This is a genomic window from Bradyrhizobium sp. P2_E8 (assembly GCF_056403875.1).
The window spans coordinates 1-19,899 of sequence record NZ_JBFUES010000021.1; the positions used below are offsets into that span (position 1 = coordinate 1).

Below are 19,899 nucleotides of genomic sequence, written 5' to 3' on the forward strand. Positions count from 1 at the left end.
CCTTGCAGGTCGGGATGTCGGCCCAGGACTGCGTGTCCGTCACCTTGCTGGTGTAGGAGATGCGCTCCTTGTCGAACACGCAGAGCGGACGCACCTGACCGGCGCGCCAGACTTCGAGGTTTTCGCTGGGGTTGTTGACGTTGGCTTCGGTGTGATTGCCCACGAGCTGGGTCGCGGCCTCGCCGCCGGACTTGTAGGGCAGATAGGAGAATTTCGCGCCGGTCTTCTGCTCCAGGAACACGGTCAGCACGTGATCCTCGCGCTTGGAGCCGGTGCCGCCCATCTTGAACGGCGAGCTCGCCGCCTTCGCGGCCGCGACGAATTCCTTCACCGTCTTCGGACCGGCGCTGTTGTCCCACAGCACGAACTGGTCGAGCGCAATCACCGAAAGCGGAGTCAGCTCACGCCAGTTGAACGGAATCTTCGCCGACAGCGGCAGCATGTAGATCAGGGAATAGGCGATCAGCACCTTGTTGGGGTCGCCCTCGCTGGACTTCATGTACATCAGCGCTTCCGCGCCCGAGGCGCCGCCCTTGAGCGAGACGACAATCGGCTGCTTCATCAGATTGTTCTTCTGGATCGCGGCCTGCATCATCCGCGCCATCTGATCGGAAGCACCGCCCGCACCGGCCGCCACCACGATCTCGACCGGCTTGGTCGGTTCCCAGCCGGCAAAAGCCGGCGTGCCCAACAACAGCGCGGTCGCGGCGCCGAAGGCTTTCACTGAAATTCGCACGAGTTTCGTCCCCTGATTCTTATTGGCTTTGTGATGCCGGGAAGGTTATCGCTACATTGTGCGGACTATTGCTGACGAGTTCAAGCAGACGGTCGTGTCGCCGCATATGACTTTCGGCTGACGGAAAGCGCTCGACGGCGCGCTCGCTACTTGCCCTTCCAGACGGGCGTGCGCTTGTTGAGGAAGGCGTCCATGCCCTCGCGGAAATCTTCGCTCATATAGGCCTTGAGGATCAGGTCCTCGCCCTCTTCGCGCGACAGCGTGCGGCGGATGCGGCGCACTGCTTCCTTGGTTGCTTCGAGCGTGAGCGGCGCGTGGCTCGCGACGAGCTTGGCGGTCTCGTCGGCGCGACGCTGAAGCGTCTCGACGTCGGGCACGATCTCGTTGAGCAGGCCGAGGGCGAGCGCTTCCGGCGCCTCGACCAGGCGCGCCTTGAAGATCATATCCTTGGTGCGGGCAGGTCCCACCAGCGAGACGACGCGGCTGATGTTGGACATCGACAGGCAGTTGCCGAGCGTGCGCGCGATCGGAAAGCCGATGCGCGTCGTCTCGGTCCCGATGCGGAGGTCACAGCAGGCGGCAATGCCGGCGCCGCCGCCGGTGCAGGCCCCCGCGATCGCCGCGATCACGGGCACACGGCACTGCTCGAGCGTGCCGAGCACGCGGTCGATACGGGCCTCGTAATCGAGCGCGTCCTGCGCGGTCTTGAAGGCGCGGAATTGCGAGATATCGGTGCCGGAGGCGAACGCCTTGTCGCCGGCGCCGGTCAGGATCAGCGCCTTGATCGAACGGTCGGTGTTGATCTCGGTGCAGATCTCCGCCATGCGGTCATACATGGCGAAGGTCATTGCGTTGCGCGCCTGCGGGCGGTTGAAGGTGATCCGCGCGATGCCGTCCTGGACGGAGTAGAGCAGGTCTTCGTTGGCAGTCGTCGGTGCGTTCATCGCGCGCTCACTTTCAAGGTTAGTTCAGGCCACCTGTGCCTTGGCCATCGGCACCGCATCGCGTCCCTTCAGGACGTCCATGGCCGCCAATACGCCGCCGCTCCGGTGCGGAATCTTTGCAAGATCGAGGCCCATCTCGACACCCGCGAGCGTGCCCATCAGCATCAGATCGTTGAAATGACCGATATGGCCGATGCGGAACACCTTGCCCTTGACCTTGTTCAAGCCGGTGCCGAGCGACATGTCGAAGTTTTCCAGCACCACCTTGCGGAAGGCGTCGGCGTCGTGTCCATCCGGCACGCGCACGCCGGTCAGCGCAGGCGAATGCGCCGCGGGATCGACGCACTGCGTCTCCAGGCCCCAGACCTTGACCGCAGCGCGCGTCGCCGCGCTGTGGCGCTTGTGGCGGGTCCAGACGTTCTCCAGCCCTTCCTCTTCCAGCATCTTGACCGCCTCGCGCAGGCCGTAGAGCAGGTTGGTCGCGGGCGTATAGGGGAAGGTGCCGAGGTTGTTGAAGCTGATGACCTCCTGCCAGTCCCAGTAGGAGCGCATGCCGGGGTTGGCCTTGGCGACCGCGAGCGCCTTCTCCGAGACCGCGTTGAAGCCGAGGCCGGGCGGCAGCATCAGGCCCTTCTGGGAGCCCGCGACCGAGACGTCGATGCCCCAGGCGTCGTGCTCGTATTCCATCGAGCCGAGGCCGGAGATGGTGTCGACCATCAGCAGCGCCGGATGCTTGACGCGATCGAGCAGCTTGCGCACCTCCAGCGGCGGGGTCACGCAGCCGGTCGAGGTCTCGTTGTGCACGACGCAGACCGCCTTGATCGTGTGCTGCTTGTCGGCCGCGAGCCGCTTCTCGATCTCGGCGAGATCGGCGCCATGGCGCCAGTCGCTCGGGATGAAGTCGACGTCGAGCTTGAACTTGTCGGCGATACCGCGCCACAGCACGGCGAACTGGCCGGTCTCGCACATCAGGACCTTGTCGCCGGGCGAGAACACGTTGACCATCGCCGCTTCCCAGGCGCCGGTGCCGGACGAGGGGAAGATGATCACGGGCTGCTTGGTGCGGAACACGCGCTGCATCGCGGCAAGCACGGCGAAGCCGAGCTCGGCGAACTCCGGACCGCGATGGTCCAGCGTCGGCATGTCCATCGCCCGCAGCACGCGGTCGGGCACGTTGGTCGGTCCTGGAATCTGTAGGAAATGCCTTCCAGTATGCACGGTCATCGGCGTCCTTCCCGGTCTTGCCTTGATTTTGATGGCCGCCGAATAGCACCATTTGACCGGCTTGTCCCCTCTCCTTAAGGCTCCTCCCATGCATGGGCGGCGGGCCTCCGCCGCCCCCTACTCCGCGGGCACCACCTTTCCGGACGGCAACCTGCCCTCGCCCTCCGCGAACGGGCGTTCCGGATGCATCAGGAAGGCGGAAAAGCCGCCGAGCAGCAGCAGCCCCATCGACATCAGGAACGGCAGGTACCAGTTGCCGGTCGCGTCGATCACGAAGCCCGCGACCAGCGGGGAGACGATGGCCGCGAAGGCCGAGCCGGTATTCATGATTCCCGAGGCGGTCCCGGAATATTTCGGGGCGATGTCCATCGGGATCGACCACATCGGGCCGATCACGAGCTCGGCGCAGAAGAAGCCGGCCGACAGGCACAGCGCGACGATGGTGATGTCGTGGACGAACAGGATCGGAAACAGCGAGAGCAGCGCCCCCGTAAATCCCGCAACGGTGACGCTGAGCCGCGCCAGGCGGACATTGCCGGTGCGGTCGAGGATCTTGTCCGACAGCACGCCGCCGACACTGTCGCCGACCACGCCGGCGAAGAACACGCCGGAGGCGAACAGCGCCGAGTTCTTGATGTCGAGACCGTAGTTGTTCTTGAAGAACAGCGGCAGCCAGTTGAGATAGAGCCACAGGCACCAGCCGTAGCAGAAATAGGTCAGCGTCACCGGCCACATCCGGCCAAGCAGCGGCCCCCACGGCACCCGCGGCCGCTCGCCGGTCGGGCGCGGCGGCAACGCCGCAAGCTCGGCTTCGGTGATGGAGGCATGCTCCTTCGGCTCGTTGCGGAAGTACCAGACCCAGATCACGCCCCAGATGAGGCTGACGAAGCCGAGCACGACAAAGGCGCCGCGCCAGGTCAGCCAGAGGATCAACAGCGCCACCACGGGCGGCGTGACGGCATTGCCGAGCCGGGCGAAGGAATGGGTCAGACCTTGCGCAAATCCGCGGCGGTTCGCCGGCGTCCAATATTGCATCGCGCGTGTTGCGGTCGGGAACGTCGCGCCCTCGCCGAAGCCGAGCGCGAAGCGCGCGATGAAAAGCGCGGTAAGACCGTGCACGAAGCCGGTCATGATGGTCGCCACCGCCCAGATCATGCCGCACCAGAACAGCGTCTTGCGCGGCCCGAAACGATCGCCGACCCAGCCGCCGATCACCTGGAACAGCAGATAAGGATAGGCGAAGGCCGAGAAGACGAGGCCGAGCTGGGTGTTCGAGAGGCCCAGCTCCTTCTGGATCTCGCTCGCCGCCGTGCCGATGTTCACCCGGTCGACATAGGTAATGAAATACATCGCGCAGAGCATCGCCAGCACGACATGCGTGGCCTTGAACCGAACCCCCATCTCACCCCTCCCGAATTGCTGTTGTTATGATTGCTGCTCGCGTGTCCCGCGCGACTTAAGTGCCGACCACTTTCAGATGCGGCGACGCATTGCCCTGCGGGCGCTGCTCCAAAAGCTTCATCGCGACATCGACGCCGCCGGAGCGATGCGGCACGCCCGCAACCGACAGGCCCATCTCCACGCCGGTGAGTGCGCCGAGCAGCGTCAGCGCGTTGCATTCGCCGAGATGACCGATGCGGAAGACCTTTCCGGCGACCTTCGACAGGCCCGAGCCGAGCGACATGTTGTAGTTTTCAAGCACGATCTGGCGGAACTGATCGGCATCATGTCCCGGCGGCATCAGCACCGCCGTGAGCACCGGCGAGAACTCGGCCGGCTCCTGGCAGAGCACCTCGAGGCCCCAATGATTGACGGCGGCACGCGTGGCCGCCGCTAACCGCTGATGCCTGGCGAAGACGTTGTCGAGCCCCTCTTCGAGCAGCATCGCGATCGCCTCGCGCAGGCCGTAGAGCAGATTGGTCGCCGGCGTGTAGGGGAAGAAGCCTTTCGCGTTCGGCTTCAGCATCTCCTCCCAGTCGAAATAGGAGCGCGGCATCTTGTTGGTCTTGGACGCAGCGCGGGCCTTCTCCGAGATCGCGTTGAAGCCGAGGCCGGGCGGCAGCATGAAGCCCTTCTGCGAGCAGCTGACGCTGACGTCGACCTTCCATTCGTCGTGGCGGTAGTCGACCGAGCCGAGCGAGGAGATGGTGTCCACCATCAGCAGCGCGGGATGCGAGGTGCGGTCGATCGCGGCGCGGATCTCGGCGATGCGGCTGGTCGCACCGGTCGAGGTCTCGTTGTGCACGACCATCACGGCCTTGATCGCGCGTGCCTTGTCCTCGGCGAGCTTCGCCTCGATCACGGCGGGATCGGCGCCGCGACGCCAGTCGCCGGGAACGAAATCGACCTCGATGCCGAAGCGGCCCGCCATCTGGCGCCACAGGGTGGCGAAATGGCCGGTCTCGACCATCAGCACCCTGTCGCCCGGCGACAGCGTGTTGACGATCGCAGCCTCCCAGGCGCCGGTCCCCGACGAGGGGAAGATCACCACCGGCCCCGCGGTCTGGAAAATCTTCTGGCTGCCTTCGAGCACGGTCCGGCCGAGCTCGCCGAATTCGGCGCTCCGGTGGTCGATGACCGGCATGTCCATGGCGCGCAGGACGCGCTCGGGGACCGGGCTTGGGCCCGGAATCTGAAGGAAATGGCGTCCCTGGTGCATGAAAACCTCCCTGTCGGCGGGTTCTGGTCGGCGGCGCCGACTATTTTGCATTCATTTTTTGTCCTTTCAATCGAAATTTGGTATTCGATTGTGGACGTCGACGTGACCAAACGAGCAAACTATTGTGCTGCAAATGAAATCCACGATTCCCGACACCGGGATTCCCTTAGCCCCGCCGGCCGGAAACGGCGGTGACCGCCAGGAGGCCTCGCTTCACGGCGAGATCCTGCTGCGGCTGCGCGACTACGTGGTCGAAGGCAACATTCCCGACGGCGCGCGCGTTCCCGAGCGCCAGCTCTGCGAGATGCTCGGCATCTCCCGCACGCCCTTGCGCGAGGCGCTCAAAGTACTCGCCGCCGAAGGCCTGATCGAGCTGCTACCGAACCGCGGCGCCCGGGTGCGCCAGCTCAGCCAGCGCGACCTCGAGGAGCTGTTCGACGTCATGGCGGGCCTGGAAAGCCTCGCCGGGCGCCTCGCCTGCGAGGCCATTACCGATGCGGAAATCATCGCGATCGAGCAGCTGCATTACGAGATGTACGGCCACTATCTGCACCGCGACATGCACGGCTATTTCCAGGCCAACCAGCGCATTCACGAGAGCATCGTGGCGGCCGCGCGCAACGAGACGCTGAAGACGGCCTACGCCAACTTCGCCGGGCGCATTCGCCGCGTCCGCTACTCCGCCAATTTCGCCCGCAAGCGGCAGCGCTGGGCGGAAGCCATGCGCGAGCACGAGGCCATCCTCGATGCGCTGCGCCGCCGCGCCGGCAGCGAGCTCAGCGACATCCTGTTCCAGCACCTGCGCAACAAGCGAATGGCCGCGATCGAGCACCTGACCGAGCCGCAAGAGGACGCGCCAGCCTCGTCCTGACGGCGGCTGGCTTGCTCATTTTGAATTCATAATATAATCGGTCATGAACAATAATGAATAACTCAGCAAGGCTGAGCCTCGCTGGGTCAGCCCGGGATCAGGGATGACAAACGCCTCCTCGCTCGAACGGCGCCTGCGGTCGGAATTGACCGGCGACGTCCTGTTCGACCGCTTCAGCCGCGGCCGCTACGCCACCGACGCCTCGTTCTACCAGATCGTGCCCGCAGGCGTGGTCGTGCCCAAGACCATGGACGAGGCGCTGAAGGCCCTGGCGATCGCCCGTGACGAGGGCCGCAAGGTCACCCCGCGCGGCGGCGGCACCTCGCAATGCGGCCAGACCGTCAATGACGGCCTCGTCGTCGACCTCTCGAAGCACCTGAACCGCAWCCTGTCGCTGGACGTCGCGAACCGCACCTGCGTGGTCGAGCCCGGCATCGTGCTCGACGACCTCAACCGCCAGCTCAAGAAGCACGGCCTGTGGTTTCCGGTCGACGTCTCCACCGCCTCCCGCGCCACCATCGGCGGCATGGCCGGCAACAATTCCTGCGGCGGCCGCAGCTTGCGCTACGGCACCATGCGCGACAACACGCTGTCGATGGAGGCGGCGCTTGCCGACGGCACGCTCAGCCGCTTCGGCGAGGTCTCGCGCGATCTCTCCGACGTCGAGGTCAGCGACAGCACGCGCGCCTTGTTCCGCGACATGCTCGATCTCGGCAGCCGCGAGGCCGACGAGATCGCCGCGCGCTTTCCAAAGGTGCAGCGCCGCGTCGGCGGCTACAATCTCGATGCGCTGGTGCCGCGCAACGCGCCGAACAACATGGCGCATCYGCTGGTCGGCTCCGAAGGCACCCTCGCCTTCACCACCAAGGTCGAGCTGAAGCTCTGGCCCGTGATCCGCAACAAGGCGCTCGGCGTCTGCCATTTCGGCAGCTTCTACGAGGCGATGGATGCGGCCCAGCATCTGGTCAAGCTCAAGCCGATCGCGGTCGAGCTGGTCGACCGCACCATGATCGCGCTCGGCCGCGACATCGCGATGTTCAGGCCGATCATCTCGGCCGCGATCAAGGGCGATCCGGACGCCGTGCTGGTGGTCGAATTCGCCGAAGAGGACCAGGCCGACAATATCCTGCGCCTGAAGCAGCTCGGCGAGCTGATGGGCGATCTCGGCTTCGGCTGGAACAACGACACGCGCAAATGGGGCGGCGTGGTCGAGATCGTCGAGCCCGCGCTGCAAAGCGGCATCGCGGATTTCCGTGCCGCCGGCCTCAACGTCATGATGTCGATGAAGCAGGAGGGCAAGCCGGTCTCCTTCGTCGAGGACTGCGCCGTGCCGCTGCCGCATCTCGCCGACTACACCGCGCGGCTGAACGAGGTCTTTGCCAGGCACGGCACCAGCGGCACGATGTATGCGCATGCCTCCGAGGGCTGCCTGCATGTGCGGCCCGTGCTGAATTTGAAGCTGGAGAAGGACGTCAAGGCGATGCGCGCCATCGCCGAAGAGGCCTTCGCGCTGGTGCGCGAATACAAGGGCTCGCATTCCGGCGAGCATGGCGACGGTCTGGTGCGCTCGGAATTCCACGAAACGATGTTCGGCGAACGCCTCGTTGCCGACTTTAGGGAGGTGAAGCAGCGCTTCGACCCCGATGGCGTCCTCAATCCCGGCAAGATCGTCGATGCGCCCAGGATGGACGACCGCTCGCTGTTCCGCTACCGGCCGGACTATCGCGTCACGGAGCTGAAGACGAAGCTCGACTGGTCCGCCTATCCCGGCGCCGGCGGCGGTTTCCAGGGCGCGGTCGAGATGTGCAACAACAACGGCGCCTGCCGCAAGCTCGAGGGCGGCGTGATGTGCCCGTCCTACCGCGCGACGCGCAACGAGAAGGATGTCACTCGGGGGCGCGCTAACACGCTGCGGCTCGCGATCTCCGGCCAGCTCGGCGCGGATGCGCTTTCCTCCGACGAGATGATGGAGACGCTCAAGCTCTGCGTCTCCTGCAAGGCCTGTCGCCATGAGTGCCCTGTTGGCGTCGACATGGCCAAGATGAAAATCGAGGTCCTCGCCGCGCGCACGGCCTCCCACGGCCTGACGCTGCGCGACCGCCTGGTCGGCTATCTTCCGCGCTATGCCGGCCTCGCCTCGCGCTTCGCGCCGCTCGCGAATTTGCGCAACCGCAGCCCGCTGCTGCGAAAGCTGTTCGAGCGCTTTGCCGGCATCAGCGCGCGCCGCGCCCTTCCTGCCTTCCGCAGCGACGTGTTTGCGCCGCCCGCGCAAGCGGTCGGCCCGGAGAGCGGCCGCGAGGTCGTGCTGTTCGCAGATACGTTCAATCGCATCTATGAGCGCGAAAACCTCGACGCCGCGCTGCGCGTGCTCGCTGCCGGCGGTTATCGCGTGCATCTGCCCAAGCCGGCGAGCGGCAGCCGCCCGCTGTGCTGCGGGCGCACCTTCCTCTCGGCGGGTCTCGTCGACGAGGCCAAGACAGAGCTGGACCGGCTGGTGGCCGCCTTCGCGCCTTTCGCCGCGCGCGGCGTGCCGATCGTCGGCCTCGAGCCAAGCTGCCTGCTGACGCTGCGCGACGAGCTCGCCTCCCTGCGCAAGGACGATGACGCCAAGGCCATCAGTGCCCATGCGCTGACCTTCGAGGAATTCCTGGTGCGCGAGGCCCAGGCCGGCCGGCTGCAACTGCCGCTCGGCGCCGTCGCCGACAAGGCCGTGGTGCACGGCCATTGCCATCAAAAATCCTTCGGCGCCTTCAAGCCGGTCGAGCAGGTGCTGCGGCTCGTTCCCGGCCTCGRGGTCGAGACCATCGAGTCCAGCTGCTGCGGCATGGCCGGCGCCTTCGGCTATGGCACTGAGACCTATGACGCCTCGATCGAGATGGCCGAGCTGTCGCTGCTGCCCGCCGTGCGGCGCGCGGATCAGAATACGCTGGTCGTCGCCGACGGCACCTCGTGCCGGCACCAGATCCACGACGGCACAAAGCGCGAAGCGCTTCACGTCGCGCGCGTGCTGGCGATGAGCCTCGATCGCGCCAACACCAATTCCCCTTCTCCAGCTGCAAAGGAACCCAACCATGGCTGAACTGACGCTCGACACCGCCCGCAAGATCCTCGACGCCGCCTTCGCGAAGGCCACCGAGCTGAAGCTGAAGCCGCTTGTCGTCACCATCCTGGACGCGCGCGGCGTGCTCAAGGTCGCAGCAGCCCAGGACGGCACCAGCCTGATGCGGGGCGAGATCGCGCACGGCAAGGCCTATGGCGCGCTTGCCATGGGCATGGGGTCGCGCGCGCTGTACCAGCGGGCCCAGGAGCAGGCCTATTTCATCGACGCCGTGAACACGATTGCCAAGGGCGCGCTGGTGCCGGTCCCCGGCGGCGTGCTGATCATGGACGGCACCACATTGCTCGGCGCCGTCGGCGTATCCGGCGACACCTCCGACAATGACGAGGCCTGCGCGGTCGCGGGCATCCAGGCGGCGGGATTGAAGGCCAACGCGGGGTAGGAGACAGTCTGGATTGCTTCGCTGCGCTCGCAATGACCTTGTTGCAGTATTGGCGATGCTCTCTCCCCGAGGTCGTCCCGGCGAAGGCCGGGACCCATAACCACAGGCAAAAATTTGGCGAAGACTGTTAGTTTAGTGATGGGGCATTCCCGCGGTACTGACGCCGCCCGTCACAGATGGATCACGCAGTATGGGTCCCGGCCTTCGCCGGGACGACGCTGACTGAGAGCTCCGCCCTCATCGGCCCGTCCAAACCGGCTTGCGCTTCTCGCTGAACGCCTTCAGGCCCTCTTTCGCATCCTCGGTCATCGCCAGCAGCGCGATCTGGCTCTCGGTGTAGGCGATGCTCTCGTCGAACGACATCGAGGCGATGGCGCGCATGGCGTATTTGCCGCGGCGGATCGCGGTCGGGGATTTGTCGACGATACGGCCGATCAGCCAGTCGACCTTGGCGTCCAGCTCGGCCGTCGGCACGACGTAGTTGAGCAGGCCCGCTGCCTGCGCCGCCTTCGCGTCGAACGGCTCGCCGGTCAGCGCCCATTCGTTGACGAGGCGCGGCGGTGCGATGCTCTGCAACAGGCTCAGGACCTGCATCGGAAAAACGCCGACCTTCACCTCCGGCAGGCCGAAGATGACGTGATCGGCCGCAACCGCCATGTCGGTCATGCACAACAGGCCCATGCCGCCGGCCATGCAGACGCCGCCGACCCGCGCAATCGCCGGTTTGGTGGCGTTCTGTGACAAACGTAACAGATCGGCATAGTCGACATTTGGTTTGGAATGATCCATCGCGAAAGCCGCACCGGAGTTCTGCAGATCGGCGCCCGCGCAGAACGCCTTGTCGCCCGCGCCCGTCAGCACGATGACGCGGACGTCCTTGTCGTCATGCGCGTCGCGATAGCCTTTGGTGATGCCGGCGATGACCTCGCCATTCAGCGCGTTGCGTTTCTCCGGCCGGTTGATGGTGATCCAGAACGCCTGCCCGCGCTTCTCGGTGATGACGGCTGTGGTGTCGGTCATGGCACGCTCGCTTCCTTGTTCCCGTTTTCTGCCATTTGCGGCAGGTCGGGCGGCGGGTGCAAGGGCATTCTGCAACGCCGTGTCACCATAGCGTGTGAGCGCAAGTTCGGTTGCCGATTGAATTACCGGCCACGACCTCTATCCTGACCAGAGATTTCGATGACCGATGAGCCATTTCATGCGCACCATCATTGCATTGCTGCTGGCAGGCCTCATCGCGACGTGCGCCGGCACAACGAGCCGCGCGGCCGATGCGGCGAAACTCGCGCTGGTGATCGGCAACGCGAAATATCCCGACAACGAATTGGTGCTCAACGACGCCGCCAACGACGCGCAAGCCGTCGCCGATGAGTTGAAGCGCAACGGCTTTGTGGCCGACCGGCAGACGAACCTCACGGGCGACGCCATGCGGCAGGCGCTGGATCGCTTCTATGCCCGCATCGAACGCGGCGCGGTCGCGCTGATCTTCTTCGATGGCTTTGGCATCCAGTCCAACCGGCAAACCTACCTGCTTCCCGTCGATGCACAGATCYGGGCCGAGCCCGACGTGTCGCGCGACGGCTTCAGCCTCGACACCATTCTCGCCGAGATGAACACACGCGGCGCCGCGATCAAGATCGCCCTGATCGACGCCTCCCGCCGCAACCCGTTCGAGCGGCGCTTCCGCCGCTATTCGGCCGGCCTTGCGCCGGCGATCGCGCCGAGCAATTCGCTGGTGCTCTATTCGACCGCGCTCGGCGCAGTCGCGGCGACCGGCAAGACCGATCGCAGCCTGTTCGTCGCCGAGTTGCTGCGCGAGATGCGCGCGCCGAACATCAGCGCCGAACAGGCGTTGACCAATACCAAGAACGGCGTGGTCGCCGCCACCAACCGTGAGCAGGTGCCGTGGCTGTCGTCCTCGCTGACGACGGAATTCTCGTTTGCGGGCCTCGTGGCGCGACCGCCGGACAACACGACCGCCGACCCGGCTCCGACGATGCCGACGCCGCAGAAGCCGGTCTGCGAGGTGCCGCAAGCAGAGCCCACTCCGAGTGCGGACGACCTCGCAAGAGACCCTGTTATCGCCGAACTCAGCCGCAAGATCGCGGCCAACGCCAACGATGCCATCTCGCGCTACAAGCGCGGCCAGGTCTACGCGATCAAGCGCGCTCACGCGCTCGCCATGCAGGATTTTGACGCGGTGATCCGCCGTGACCCCAGGGACGCGCAAGCGCTGAACAATCGCTGCTGGACGCGGGCTGCGACCGGCGACCTGCAAAGTGCGCTCGCCGACTGCAATCTGGCGCTTCAGCTCGATCCCGGCTTGAGCGATGCGTTCGACAGCCGCGGGCTCGTCAACCTCAAGCTCGACCGGACCACTGAAGCGATCAAGGACTACACTGACGCGGTCCAGCGCAACCCACGCTCGTCGTCCTCGCTGTTCGGCCGCGGCGTCGCCACCCGCAGGAGCGGGGGCGACGGCGCCAGCGACATCGCGCTGGCGAAATCGATGGATCCGAACATCGCAAAGGAGTTTGCGGGCTACGGTGTGACCGAGTGCGTGCCTTGAGCAGAGGTCGCCTTTTTGATCCAGACCTTGTTGTCGTGGAATGCGGCGCCGCCGATCGGCGCCACTGCTTCGGCGCCCGTCAGCATGTTGATGCCGCGGCCGCCGACATGATTCTTGTTCGGATGAACGGACTCCGCGATCAGGACGCCGCGCCGCACGCCCTCGAACAGCGTCGCAATCAGCGTGGTCTCGCCGCGGGTGTTGCCGAGCGTCACGGCGTCGCCGTCGGCGATGTCGAGGGAGGCCGCGTCCAGCGGATGAATCATCACGCTCGCCTTGCCTTCGCGCGCCTGCGAGGACGGCGTCTCGTTGAAGGTGGTGTTGAGGAAACTGCGCGAGGGACTGGTCGCAAGCCGGAACGGATGGGCCTGGTCGGCGTGCTCGATCACCGCCCAATGGTCGGGCAGTGACGGCATCTGGTCGACATCGCCCATCGTCTGGCCGAACGGCGGATGCGCCCAGTCCGCCCTGAAATGGAATTTCCCGTCGGCATGGGCAAAGCCGTCGAGGAAATGCGCGGTGCGGAAGTCCGGTTGCAGGTCGCGCCAGATGTCGGCTTCGAGGCCGGCGATGTCGCCGTGGTTGCTGAGCTTCAGCGTCGCGTCGATCAGTTCGCGCGGCGTCATCTCGAAGCCCTGATGCCTGGCGCCAAGCCGCGGCGCCAGCGCCTGCAACAGCTGGTGGTTGGAGCGGCATTCGCCGGGCGGATCGATTAGCTTGGGTCCAACCGAGATGTGCTGGTGGCCGCCGCCGTAATAGAGGTCGTCGTGCTCCATGAACATGGTCGCCGGCAGCACGATGTCGGCCATCTGCGCCGTCTCGGTCATGAACTGCTCGTGCACCGCGACGAACAGATCCTCGCGCGCAAAGCCCTGGGCTACCAGCACCTGCTCCGGCGCCACCGTCATCGGATTGGTGTTCTGGATCAGCATCGCCTTGACCGGCCCCTTGCCGAGCAGAGCCTCGGCATCGCCGGTGAGGATGCGGCCGATCTTCGACTGGTCGAGCGCCCGCGTGGTCCGGTCGATCGCGTCGTGGCCCTCGATGATGGATTCGTTGAAGTGCCACAGCGCGTAATTGTTGAAGAAGGCGCCGCCGCCTTCATATTGCCAGGCGCCGGTCACCGCGGGAATGCACAGCGCGGCATGCATCTGCGTCGCGCCGTTGCGCGAGCGGGTGAAGCCGTAGCCGAGGCGAAGGAAGGTCCGCTGGGTCTCGCCGACCAGCTTCGCAAACGCCTCGATCTCGGACACCGGCACGCCGCAGATGGCAGAGGCCCATTCCGGCGTGCGCGTCTTCAGATGCGCCTCCAGCTCGGCAGGGCAATCGGTGTACTTGTCCATATAGGCGCGGTCGGCGTAGCCATCGCGGAACAGGACGTGCATGACACCGCAGGCGAAGGCGCCGTCGGTGCCGGGGCGCAGGATGATCTTGATGTCAGCCTGCTTCATGGTCTCGTTGTCGTAGATGTCGACGGCGGCGATCTTGGCGCCGCGCTCCTTGCGGGCACGCGCGGCGTGCGTCATCACGTTGACCTGGGTGTTGACCGGATTGGTGCCCCAGATCACCACGAGGTCGGAGAGCGCCATCTCGCGCGGATCGACGCCGGCGATCTTGCCGGTGCCGATCGCATATCCGATCCGCGCGACGTTGGCGCAGATCGTCTGATAGAAGCGCGAATATTTCTTCACATGCGTGAGACGGTTGAGGCCGTCGCGCATCACCAAGCCCATCGTGCCGGCGTAGTAATACGGCCAGATCGATTCCGCGCCGAACTCGCGCTCGGCCGCGTTGAACCGATGTCCGATCTCGTCCAGCGCCTCATCCCACGAGATCCGCGCGAACTGCCCGGAACCCTTCGGCCCGGTGCGGCGCATCGGATACGTCAGCCGTTCGGGGTGATGGATGCGCTCGGCATAGCGGGCGACCTTGGCGCACACGACGCCGGCCGTATAGGTCTGCTTCTTCGAACCACGGACACGGCCGATGCTGCGGCCTTCGACCACCTCGACGTCGAGGGCGCAGGCCGAGGGGCAGTCATGCGGACAGGTCGAATGGCGGATTTCGATCTTGGCGTGCTGGTTCATGTCCCAGTTCGTAACACCAAAATACCGGCCGGCCGAGAGCATTTATCCGGCAATACCCATGCGATTTGCTCAAACCGCACGCGCGGCCGGTTCCTGCCGCAGGCACGAAATGCGGCGCGGCGACCCCGAAAACCACCCGATATTCCCGGCACGACCGACCTTGTGAGGCGTCGACAGTCCGCGTTCCCGGCCGCTACAGTGCATCCAACAAGAACGACATCAGGGAGGTGGGCGTGACGGCCCGAAGATTCATGCTGGCGCTGGCCGCCGGCCTGCTCGGCGTAGCCGCCGCAGCCCCCTCATTGGCGCAAGACTATCCCGCGCACGCGGTCCGGATCGTCGTGCCCTTCGGCGCCGGCGGGCCAGCCGACGTCGCGGCCCGGCTGATCGGCAACGCGCTCCAGGAGAGCTTTGGCCAGCCCTTCGTGATCGAGAACCGCACCGGCGCGGGCGGTGTCATCGGCACCGTCGAGGCGGCGAAGTCGCCGGCCGACGGCTACACGCTGTTGATGATGTCCAACACCCAGACCGCGAATGAATCGCTGCTGACGCCGGAGCAACGCAAATACGAGCTGATGCGCGACCTCGCGCCGATCGCGCCGGTGAACTATTCCGATCTCGTCATCGTGGTGAATCCGCAGGTTCCAGCCAAGACGCTGCAAGAGTTCATCGCGCTCGCCAAATCGCAACCGGGGAAGCTGAACTACGCCTCCTCCGGCCAGGGCACGCCCTATCACATGGCCGGCGAGCTGTTCAAAGCGATGGCGGGCATCAACGTCGTCCACGTGCCCTACCGCAACAGCGGCGAGGCGCGCAGCGGCGTGATCGGTGGACAGGTGCAGATGATGATCGACGCCGTGCCGGCAATGGCGCCGAATATCGCCGAGAACCAGGTCCGCGCCCTCGCCACCACCGGCCAGCAGCGCTCGGCGGTGCTGCCGAACGTTCCGACCGTTGGCGAGGCGGGCGCAGCAGGCTATGAGGCGACGATCTGGCTCGGTCTGATGGCACCGGCGGGCACGCCAAAGCCTGTTATCGACAAACTCAATGCCGCCATAAACGCAATGGTGAAGCGACCCGACATCATAAAACTCTGGACCGCGCAGGGTGCCATGCCCATGTCGATGACGCCGGAGCAGTTCGACAAGTTCCTGCGCGGCGACATCGAGAAATGGGCCGACGTCGTCAAGAAGTTCGACAAGTCCTGAGGCGGTAGAACGACCATGCCGACCATTCAATTCCAGCTCAACGGCGCGGCCAAGGCTGTGGATGCGGATCCGGATCAGACGCTGCTCGAGGTGCTGCGCGGCCGGCTCGGCGTCACCGGTCCGCATTTCGGCTGCGGCGCCGGTGAGTGCGGAGCCTGTCATGTCATGATCGGCGATCGCGCGATGGCCTCCTGCGACATGCCGATGTGGTCGGTCGCGGACAAGGACGTCGTCACGATCGAAGGCCTCGGCACGGCCGAGCAACCGCATCCGCTACAGCGCGCCTTCATCTCCGAACAGGCGATGCAATGCGGCTATTGCGTTGCGGGAATCCTGATCAGCGCGGCGGCGCTGCTGAAGCGCAATCCATCGCCGACGGAGGCCGAGGTCAGAACGGCTCTCGACCGCAACCTGTGCCGTTGCGGATCGCATAACCGCATGGTCCGCGCCGTGCTGCGCGCGGCCTCGGAGATGGCCGCCACATGACGCTCCCTGCCCCAAGCCTGCCGGTCAGCCTCGTCGCCAATCCAAGACTGTCGTCCTGGGTGCGGTTCACCGGCGAARGCCGCGTGGCGATCTTGCCCGGCAAGGTCGAGATCGGCCAGGGCATCGTCACGGCGCTGGCGCAGATCGCGGCGGACGAGCTCGACGTCGACATCTCCAGGGTCGACATGATCCGCGCCTCGACCGCGACCAGCCCGAACGAAGGCGTCACCTCGGGCAGCCTTTCGATCCAGCAATCCGGCCGCGCGCTGCGACACGTTTGCGCCGAAGTGCGCCAGCGCCTCCTCGTCGCAGCGTCGGAACGCCTCGGCGTCGATACCTCGCTGCTCGATGTCGATGACGGCACGATCTCGGGTCCCGGCAATGTCAGGACCAGCTATTGGGAGCTGGCGGGTGACGTCTCGCTCGACCACCACGCCAGCGTGGGCGCGGCGGCAAAGACCGCCGCCAAGCGCGCCATTGCCGGACATTCCATCCAGCGCGTGGACATTCCCGACAAGGTGTTCGCACGGCCGCGTTTCCTCCACGACCGTGCGCTGCCGGGCCTGTTGCACGGCCGCGTGCTGCGGCCGGACATCTCGGGCGCCAAATTGACCGCGCTCGATGAAACGGCCGCGCGCACGATTCCGGGCCTCGTCACGATCGCTCGCGACGGCGGTTTCGCCGGCGTGGTCGCCGACAGCGAGGTGGCGGCGGAAGCCGCGCTGAATGCCCTGCGCAAAGGCGCGACATGGTCGGCCGGCGAGCCGCTGCCCGACGAAAACGATCTGGCGGGCTTCCTCAAGAGCCAACCGGTCGAGACGATCACCATCGACACCAGGACATCGGCTTCGACGAATAAGGCCGCGCGCACTCTGCGCCGGCAATACACCCGCCCCTACATCGCGCACGCCTCGATCGCACCGTCCGGTGCGATGGCGCGGTGGGAGGGCGATCGTGTCCAGGTCTGGACCCACAGCCAGGGCGTCTATCTGCTGCGCGCCGATCTCGCGATCGTGCTCAGGCTGCCGGCGGAAAACATCGTCGTCGAGCATATGGAGGGCGCCGGCTGCTACGGGCACAATGCAGCCGACGACGTTGCGCTCGATGCCGTGCTGCTGGCGAAAGCGGCCGGCGGCCGTCCAGTCCGGGTGCAGTGGTCGCGCCACGACGAGATGTCCCACGCGCCGTTCGGCGCGGCCATGGCCATCGAGATCGCGGCCGATCTCGATGCAGACAACGAGATCGTCGGCTGGCGCCATGCGATCTGGAGCAACGGCCACGCGGCGCGGCCGGGGCGCGCGGCACAGCCAGCGCTGCTCGCGGCAACCGAGATCGCAAATCCCTACCCGCGCATGATCTCGACCAATCCACCGGCGGCCAATGGCGGCGGCGGCGACCGCAATTCGGTTCCGCTCTACGATTTTCCGGCCTGGACGATCATCAGCCACCGCCTGCTGACCATGCCGGTGCGCACCTCGGCGCTGCGGACGCTGGGCGCGCAAGGCAACGTGTTCGCCATCGAATCCCTGCTCGACGAGATCGCCGTTTTGCGCGACGAGGATCCGGTCGCGTTTCGCCTGCGCCATCTGCGCGACGAGCGTGCAAAGGACGTCATCCGCGCCGCGGCCCGGCGCGCGCAGTGGAAGCCGGAGAAGCGGACCGGTATCGGCTACGGCGTCGGCTTTGCGCGCTACAAGAACACGGGCGCCTATTGCGCTGCGATTGCGGAGATCGAAGGCTCCGACGACATCCGCGTGAGGCGGCTCACGCTCGCGGTCGATGTCGGCGAGGCCATCAACCCTGACGGCGTCATCAACCAGATCGAGGGCGGCGCGATCCAGGCGACGAGCTGGGTGCTGAAGGAGCGCGTCCGCTTCGACCGGACACGCATTGCCTCCACCTCCTGGACGGACTATCCGATCCTGACGTTCAGCGAGGTGCCGGCGGTGGATGTCGAGATCATCCAGCGGCCGGAGAGCGAGCCGGTCGGCGCCGGCGAGGCCGCGCATGGCCCGGTAACGGCGGCGATCGCGAACGCGGTCCACGATTGCCTCGGCGTGCGCGTGCGCGACCTGCCGATCACGCGCGACAAGATCATCGCAGCCATGGAGCTTGCATCGTGACGACAGTGAACATCTTGAGCGGCGGCGCGGCGCAAGGCCTGGTGCGCGGCGTTGCCGAGGCCTACAAGGCGCAGACCGGGTTCGGCATCGACGGCGAGTTCGGCGCCGTCGGCATCATGGCCGACAAGCTGCGTGCGAATACGCCGGCCGATCTCGTGATCCTGACGCAGTCACTCCTCGCAAGGCTCGCGGAGGAGAAGCTCGTCGTCTCCTCCTCGATCGCAGATGTCGGCAGAGTTGAAACCGCGCTTGCGGTTCGTAACCGCGATCCCAAGGTGGCCGTGAAGACTGAAGCCGATCTGCGCGAGGTCCTGCGTGCCGCAGACGCCATCTATGTTCCGGACACCAGGGCTTCGACCGCGGGCCAGCACGTCGCAAAGGTCCTGGATCGGCTCGGAATCGCCTACGAGCTCGCATCGCGTCTCAAGATATTCCCGAACGGCGCGACCGCGATGCGGGAGCTTGCCACATCCGCCGCGACGCGGCCGATCGGCTGCACCCAGGCGACCGAGATCATCGCGACCGACGGCATTGCGTTGTCGGGATCGCTGCCGCCGGGCTGCGAGCTGGTGACGATGTACACGGCCGGCGTGACCACGCGGGCCGCACATCCGAAAGAAGCCGCCGCGCTGATCTCTTTGCTGACCGGCGCAGACCGAAAGGAGCTGCGCCAGCGCGCGGGTTTTTCCGACTAGGGCGTGTACTCACAAACCTCGCTGCACTTCGTATGAGGTCCGCTGTGCCTCTGATAGCGGCAGGTTGGCTCACCTCACCCTAGGTCCGAGTTGGGCCAGAAGCAGTCATTGGGTCAGTTGAGTAGAGACCTGATGCGAAGGTAGGTCGAGCACTCGTAAACAGCGGGCGGTTAAGTTAGCGGACTCGGCTCGCACAACTCGTTTCGGCGTCAAGGCTACGGCACGTCGCGCTTTCGCGTTTTCAGCCAGCCGATTATAGCGGGCGGCACACCGAACCCAATGATGACCAAGATCACGGCCCAATTGCGCGGGAGATAGCCCTCAAGGACAAGTATTCGAGCCGCAGCGCCTGACACGAAAAACCCAGCAGCCGCGGCAGTCCACTGTAAAGGCGTGAAATCGAGTCCTTTGTTGATCGGCAGGCTCACGGGATGCTACTCTTGGGTTGCACCTTAGACGAGAATTATATGCGCAATTGAACTTGCGCTGATAGAGATGTCAAACGGTTGGAATGTCCTCTCTGGGTCACAATCCGCCGATCACGCTCAAGATGGGAGACTTCCGTTTTGTCCTCGTAAGCCGATCTTTATGAGCACACACCTAGGCCCCGATAGCCGCCCTATTTGTGCAGCTGGGTGAGACCGGTGGGCGGACCGTCGACYGCCGTCCAGCCGCCATCGACGAACAGCGTGCTGCCGCTGACATAGCTCGCGGCGTCGGAAGCGAGATAGGCCACCGCCGTTGCGACCTCGTCGGCGCTGCTCCAGCGGTTGAACACGGTGTGGCCGGCATAGAGA

The 19,899-nt window shown here is 65.6% G+C and carries 17 protein-coding genes; 8 read left to right on the forward strand and 9 right to left on the reverse strand.

What is annotated here, in order from left to right; all coding sequences use genetic code 11:
- From AC1D00_RS02390 to AC1D00_RS02410, 5 genes are all read right to left on the reverse strand, one after another.
- Positions 1 to 730 (reverse strand): Bug family tripartite tricarboxylate transporter substrate binding protein (locus AC1D00_RS02390; RefSeq protein ID WP_477009533.1); only part of this gene is annotated, 730 nt, incomplete at its 3' end.
- Between the two features lie 152 nt (positions 731 to 882).
- Complete coding sequence (locus AC1D00_RS02395) at positions 883 to 1,680, reverse strand: enoyl-CoA hydratase/isomerase family protein (RefSeq protein ID WP_477009522.1); 798 nt, start codon at positions 1,678 to 1,680, stop codon at positions 883 to 885.
- Positions 1,681 to 1,704: 24 nt separating this feature from the next.
- Positions 1,705 to 2,904, reverse strand: a complete 1,200-nt coding sequence (locus AC1D00_RS02400; RefSeq protein WP_477009523.1) for a pyridoxal-phosphate-dependent aminotransferase family protein — start codon at positions 2,902 to 2,904, stop codon at positions 1,705 to 1,707.
- 117 nt (positions 2,905 to 3,021) lie between these two features.
- On the reverse strand, positions 3,022 to 4,305 hold the full coding sequence (locus AC1D00_RS02405; protein WP_404558099.1) for an MFS transporter: 1,284 nt from the start codon (positions 4,303 to 4,305) through the stop codon (positions 3,022 to 3,024).
- A gap of 55 nt (positions 4,306 to 4,360) precedes the next feature.
- Positions 4,361 to 5,563: a pyridoxal-phosphate-dependent aminotransferase family protein gene (locus tag AC1D00_RS02410; protein WP_477009524.1), complete on the reverse strand. Its 1,203-nt coding sequence runs from the start codon at positions 5,561 to 5,563 to the stop codon at positions 4,361 to 4,363.
- A gap of 133 nt (positions 5,564 to 5,696) precedes the next feature.
- Between AC1D00_RS02410 and AC1D00_RS02415 the strand changes: the two genes are divergently transcribed.
- The 3 genes from AC1D00_RS02415 (at position 5,697) to AC1D00_RS02425 (ending at position 9,934) form a co-directional block, all read left to right on the forward strand.
- Positions 5,697 to 6,434 carry a GntR family transcriptional regulator gene (locus AC1D00_RS02415; RefSeq protein WP_477009525.1) on the forward strand — a complete coding sequence of 246 codons (738 nt, stop codon included), beginning with the start codon at positions 5,697 to 5,699 and terminating at the stop codon, positions 6,432 to 6,434.
- Positions 6,435 to 6,537: 103 nt separating this feature from the next.
- Positions 6,538 to 9,513 carry an FAD-binding and (Fe-S)-binding domain-containing protein gene (locus tag AC1D00_RS02420; protein WP_477009526.1) on the forward strand — a complete coding sequence of 992 codons (2,976 nt, stop codon included), beginning with the start codon at positions 6,538 to 6,540 and terminating at the stop codon, positions 9,511 to 9,513.
- Positions 9,506 to 9,934: a GlcG/HbpS family heme-binding protein gene (locus tag AC1D00_RS02425; protein WP_027545025.1), complete on the forward strand. Its 429-nt coding sequence runs from the start codon at positions 9,506 to 9,508 to the stop codon at positions 9,932 to 9,934. The genes AC1D00_RS02420 and AC1D00_RS02425 overlap by 8 nt, the downstream gene beginning before the upstream one ends.
- A 237-nt stretch (positions 9,935 to 10,171) precedes the next feature.
- On the opposite strand, the gene AC1D00_RS02430 is transcribed toward AC1D00_RS02425, so the two are convergent.
- Positions 10,172 to 10,954 (reverse strand): enoyl-CoA hydratase/isomerase family protein, encoded by a 783-nt coding sequence (locus AC1D00_RS02430; RefSeq protein ID WP_404558103.1) that lies wholly within the window; start codon positions 10,952 to 10,954, stop codon positions 10,172 to 10,174.
- A gap of 178 nt (positions 10,955 to 11,132) precedes the next feature.
- On the opposite strand from AC1D00_RS02430, the gene AC1D00_RS02435 reads away from it, so the two are divergent.
- Positions 11,133 to 12,503: a caspase family protein gene (locus AC1D00_RS02435; protein ID WP_477009527.1), complete on the forward strand. Its 1,371-nt coding sequence runs from the start codon at positions 11,133 to 11,135 to the stop codon at positions 12,501 to 12,503.
- Here AC1D00_RS02435 and AC1D00_RS02440 read toward each other — a convergent pair.
- The gene (locus tag AC1D00_RS02440) at positions 12,476 to 14,590 is read right to left on the reverse strand and encodes a molybdopterin-dependent oxidoreductase (RefSeq protein ID WP_477009528.1); all 2,115 of its coding nucleotides are present in this window, start codon (positions 14,588 to 14,590) and stop codon (positions 12,476 to 12,478) included. The genes AC1D00_RS02435 and AC1D00_RS02440 overlap by 28 nt on opposite strands.
- A 251-nt stretch (positions 14,591 to 14,841) precedes the next feature.
- On the opposite strand from AC1D00_RS02440, the gene AC1D00_RS02445 reads away from it, so the two are divergent.
- The 4 genes from AC1D00_RS02445 to AC1D00_RS02460 are packed head-to-tail and all read left to right on the forward strand — an operon-like array spanning position 14,842 to position 19,102.
- Positions 14,842 to 15,798 (forward strand): tripartite tricarboxylate transporter substrate binding protein, encoded by a 957-nt coding sequence (locus AC1D00_RS02445; RefSeq protein WP_477009534.1) that lies wholly within the window; start codon positions 14,842 to 14,844, stop codon positions 15,796 to 15,798.
- A 15-nt stretch (positions 15,799 to 15,813) separates the two neighbouring features.
- On the forward strand, positions 15,814 to 16,284 hold the full coding sequence (locus tag AC1D00_RS02450) for a (2Fe-2S)-binding protein (protein ID WP_477009529.1): 471 nt from the start codon (positions 15,814 to 15,816) through the stop codon (positions 16,282 to 16,284).
- Positions 16,281 to 18,407 carry a xanthine dehydrogenase family protein molybdopterin-binding subunit gene (locus tag AC1D00_RS02455; RefSeq protein WP_477009530.1) on the forward strand — a complete coding sequence of 709 codons (2,127 nt, stop codon included), beginning with the start codon at positions 16,281 to 16,283 and terminating at the stop codon, positions 18,405 to 18,407. Before AC1D00_RS02450 ends, AC1D00_RS02455 begins: the two co-directional genes overlap by 4 nt.
- Positions 18,404 to 19,102: a molybdate ABC transporter substrate-binding protein gene (locus tag AC1D00_RS02460; RefSeq protein WP_477009531.1), complete on the forward strand. Its 699-nt coding sequence runs from the start codon at positions 18,404 to 18,406 to the stop codon at positions 19,100 to 19,102. Before AC1D00_RS02455 ends, AC1D00_RS02460 begins: the two co-directional genes overlap by 4 nt.
- Positions 19,103 to 19,317: 215 nt before the next feature.
- Here AC1D00_RS02460 and AC1D00_RS02465 read toward each other — a convergent pair whose 3' ends face one another.
- Positions 19,318 to 19,530, reverse strand: a complete 213-nt coding sequence (locus tag AC1D00_RS02465) for a hypothetical protein (protein WP_477009532.1) — start codon at positions 19,528 to 19,530, stop codon at positions 19,318 to 19,320.
- Positions 19,531 to 19,721: 191 nt separating this feature from the next.
- On the reverse strand, positions 19,722 to 19,899 hold a 178-nt coding region (locus tag AC1D00_RS02470), incomplete at its 5' end, for an SDR family oxidoreductase (protein WP_477009535.1).

Bases quoted from the DNA above. Each gene is read 5' to 3' on its own strand.
- AC1D00_RS02395 (WP_477009522.1), bottom strand. From the start codon at position 1,680: ATGAACGCACCGACGACTGCCAACGAAGACCTGCTCTACTCCGTCCAG.
- AC1D00_RS02400 (WP_477009523.1), bottom strand. From the start codon at position 2,904: ATGACCGTGCATACTGGAAGGCATTTCCTACAGATTCCAGGACCGACC.
- AC1D00_RS02405 (WP_404558099.1), bottom strand. From the start codon at position 4,305: ATGGGGGTTCGGTTCAAGGCCACGCATGTCGTGCTGGCGATGCTCTGC.
- AC1D00_RS02410 (WP_477009524.1), bottom strand. From the start codon at position 5,563: ATGCACCAGGGACGCCATTTCCTTCAGATTCCGGGCCCAAGCCCGGTC.
- AC1D00_RS02415 (WP_477009525.1), top strand. From the start codon at position 5,697: ATGAAATCCACGATTCCCGACACCGGGATTCCCTTAGCCCCGCCGGCC.
- AC1D00_RS02425 (WP_027545025.1), top strand. From the start codon at position 9,506: ATGGCTGAACTGACGCTCGACACCGCCCGCAAGATCCTCGACGCCGCC.
- AC1D00_RS02430 (WP_404558103.1), bottom strand. From the start codon at position 10,954: ATGACCGACACCACAGCCGTCATCACCGAGAAGCGCGGGCAGGCGTTC.
- AC1D00_RS02440 (WP_477009528.1), bottom strand. From the start codon at position 14,590: ATGAACCAGCACGCCAAGATCGAAATCCGCCATTCGACCTGTCCGCAT.
- AC1D00_RS02445 (WP_477009534.1), top strand. From the start codon at position 14,842: ATGCTGGCGCTGGCCGCCGGCCTGCTCGGCGTAGCCGCCGCAGCCCCC.
- AC1D00_RS02450 (WP_477009529.1), top strand. From the start codon at position 15,814: ATGCCGACCATTCAATTCCAGCTCAACGGCGCGGCCAAGGCTGTGGAT.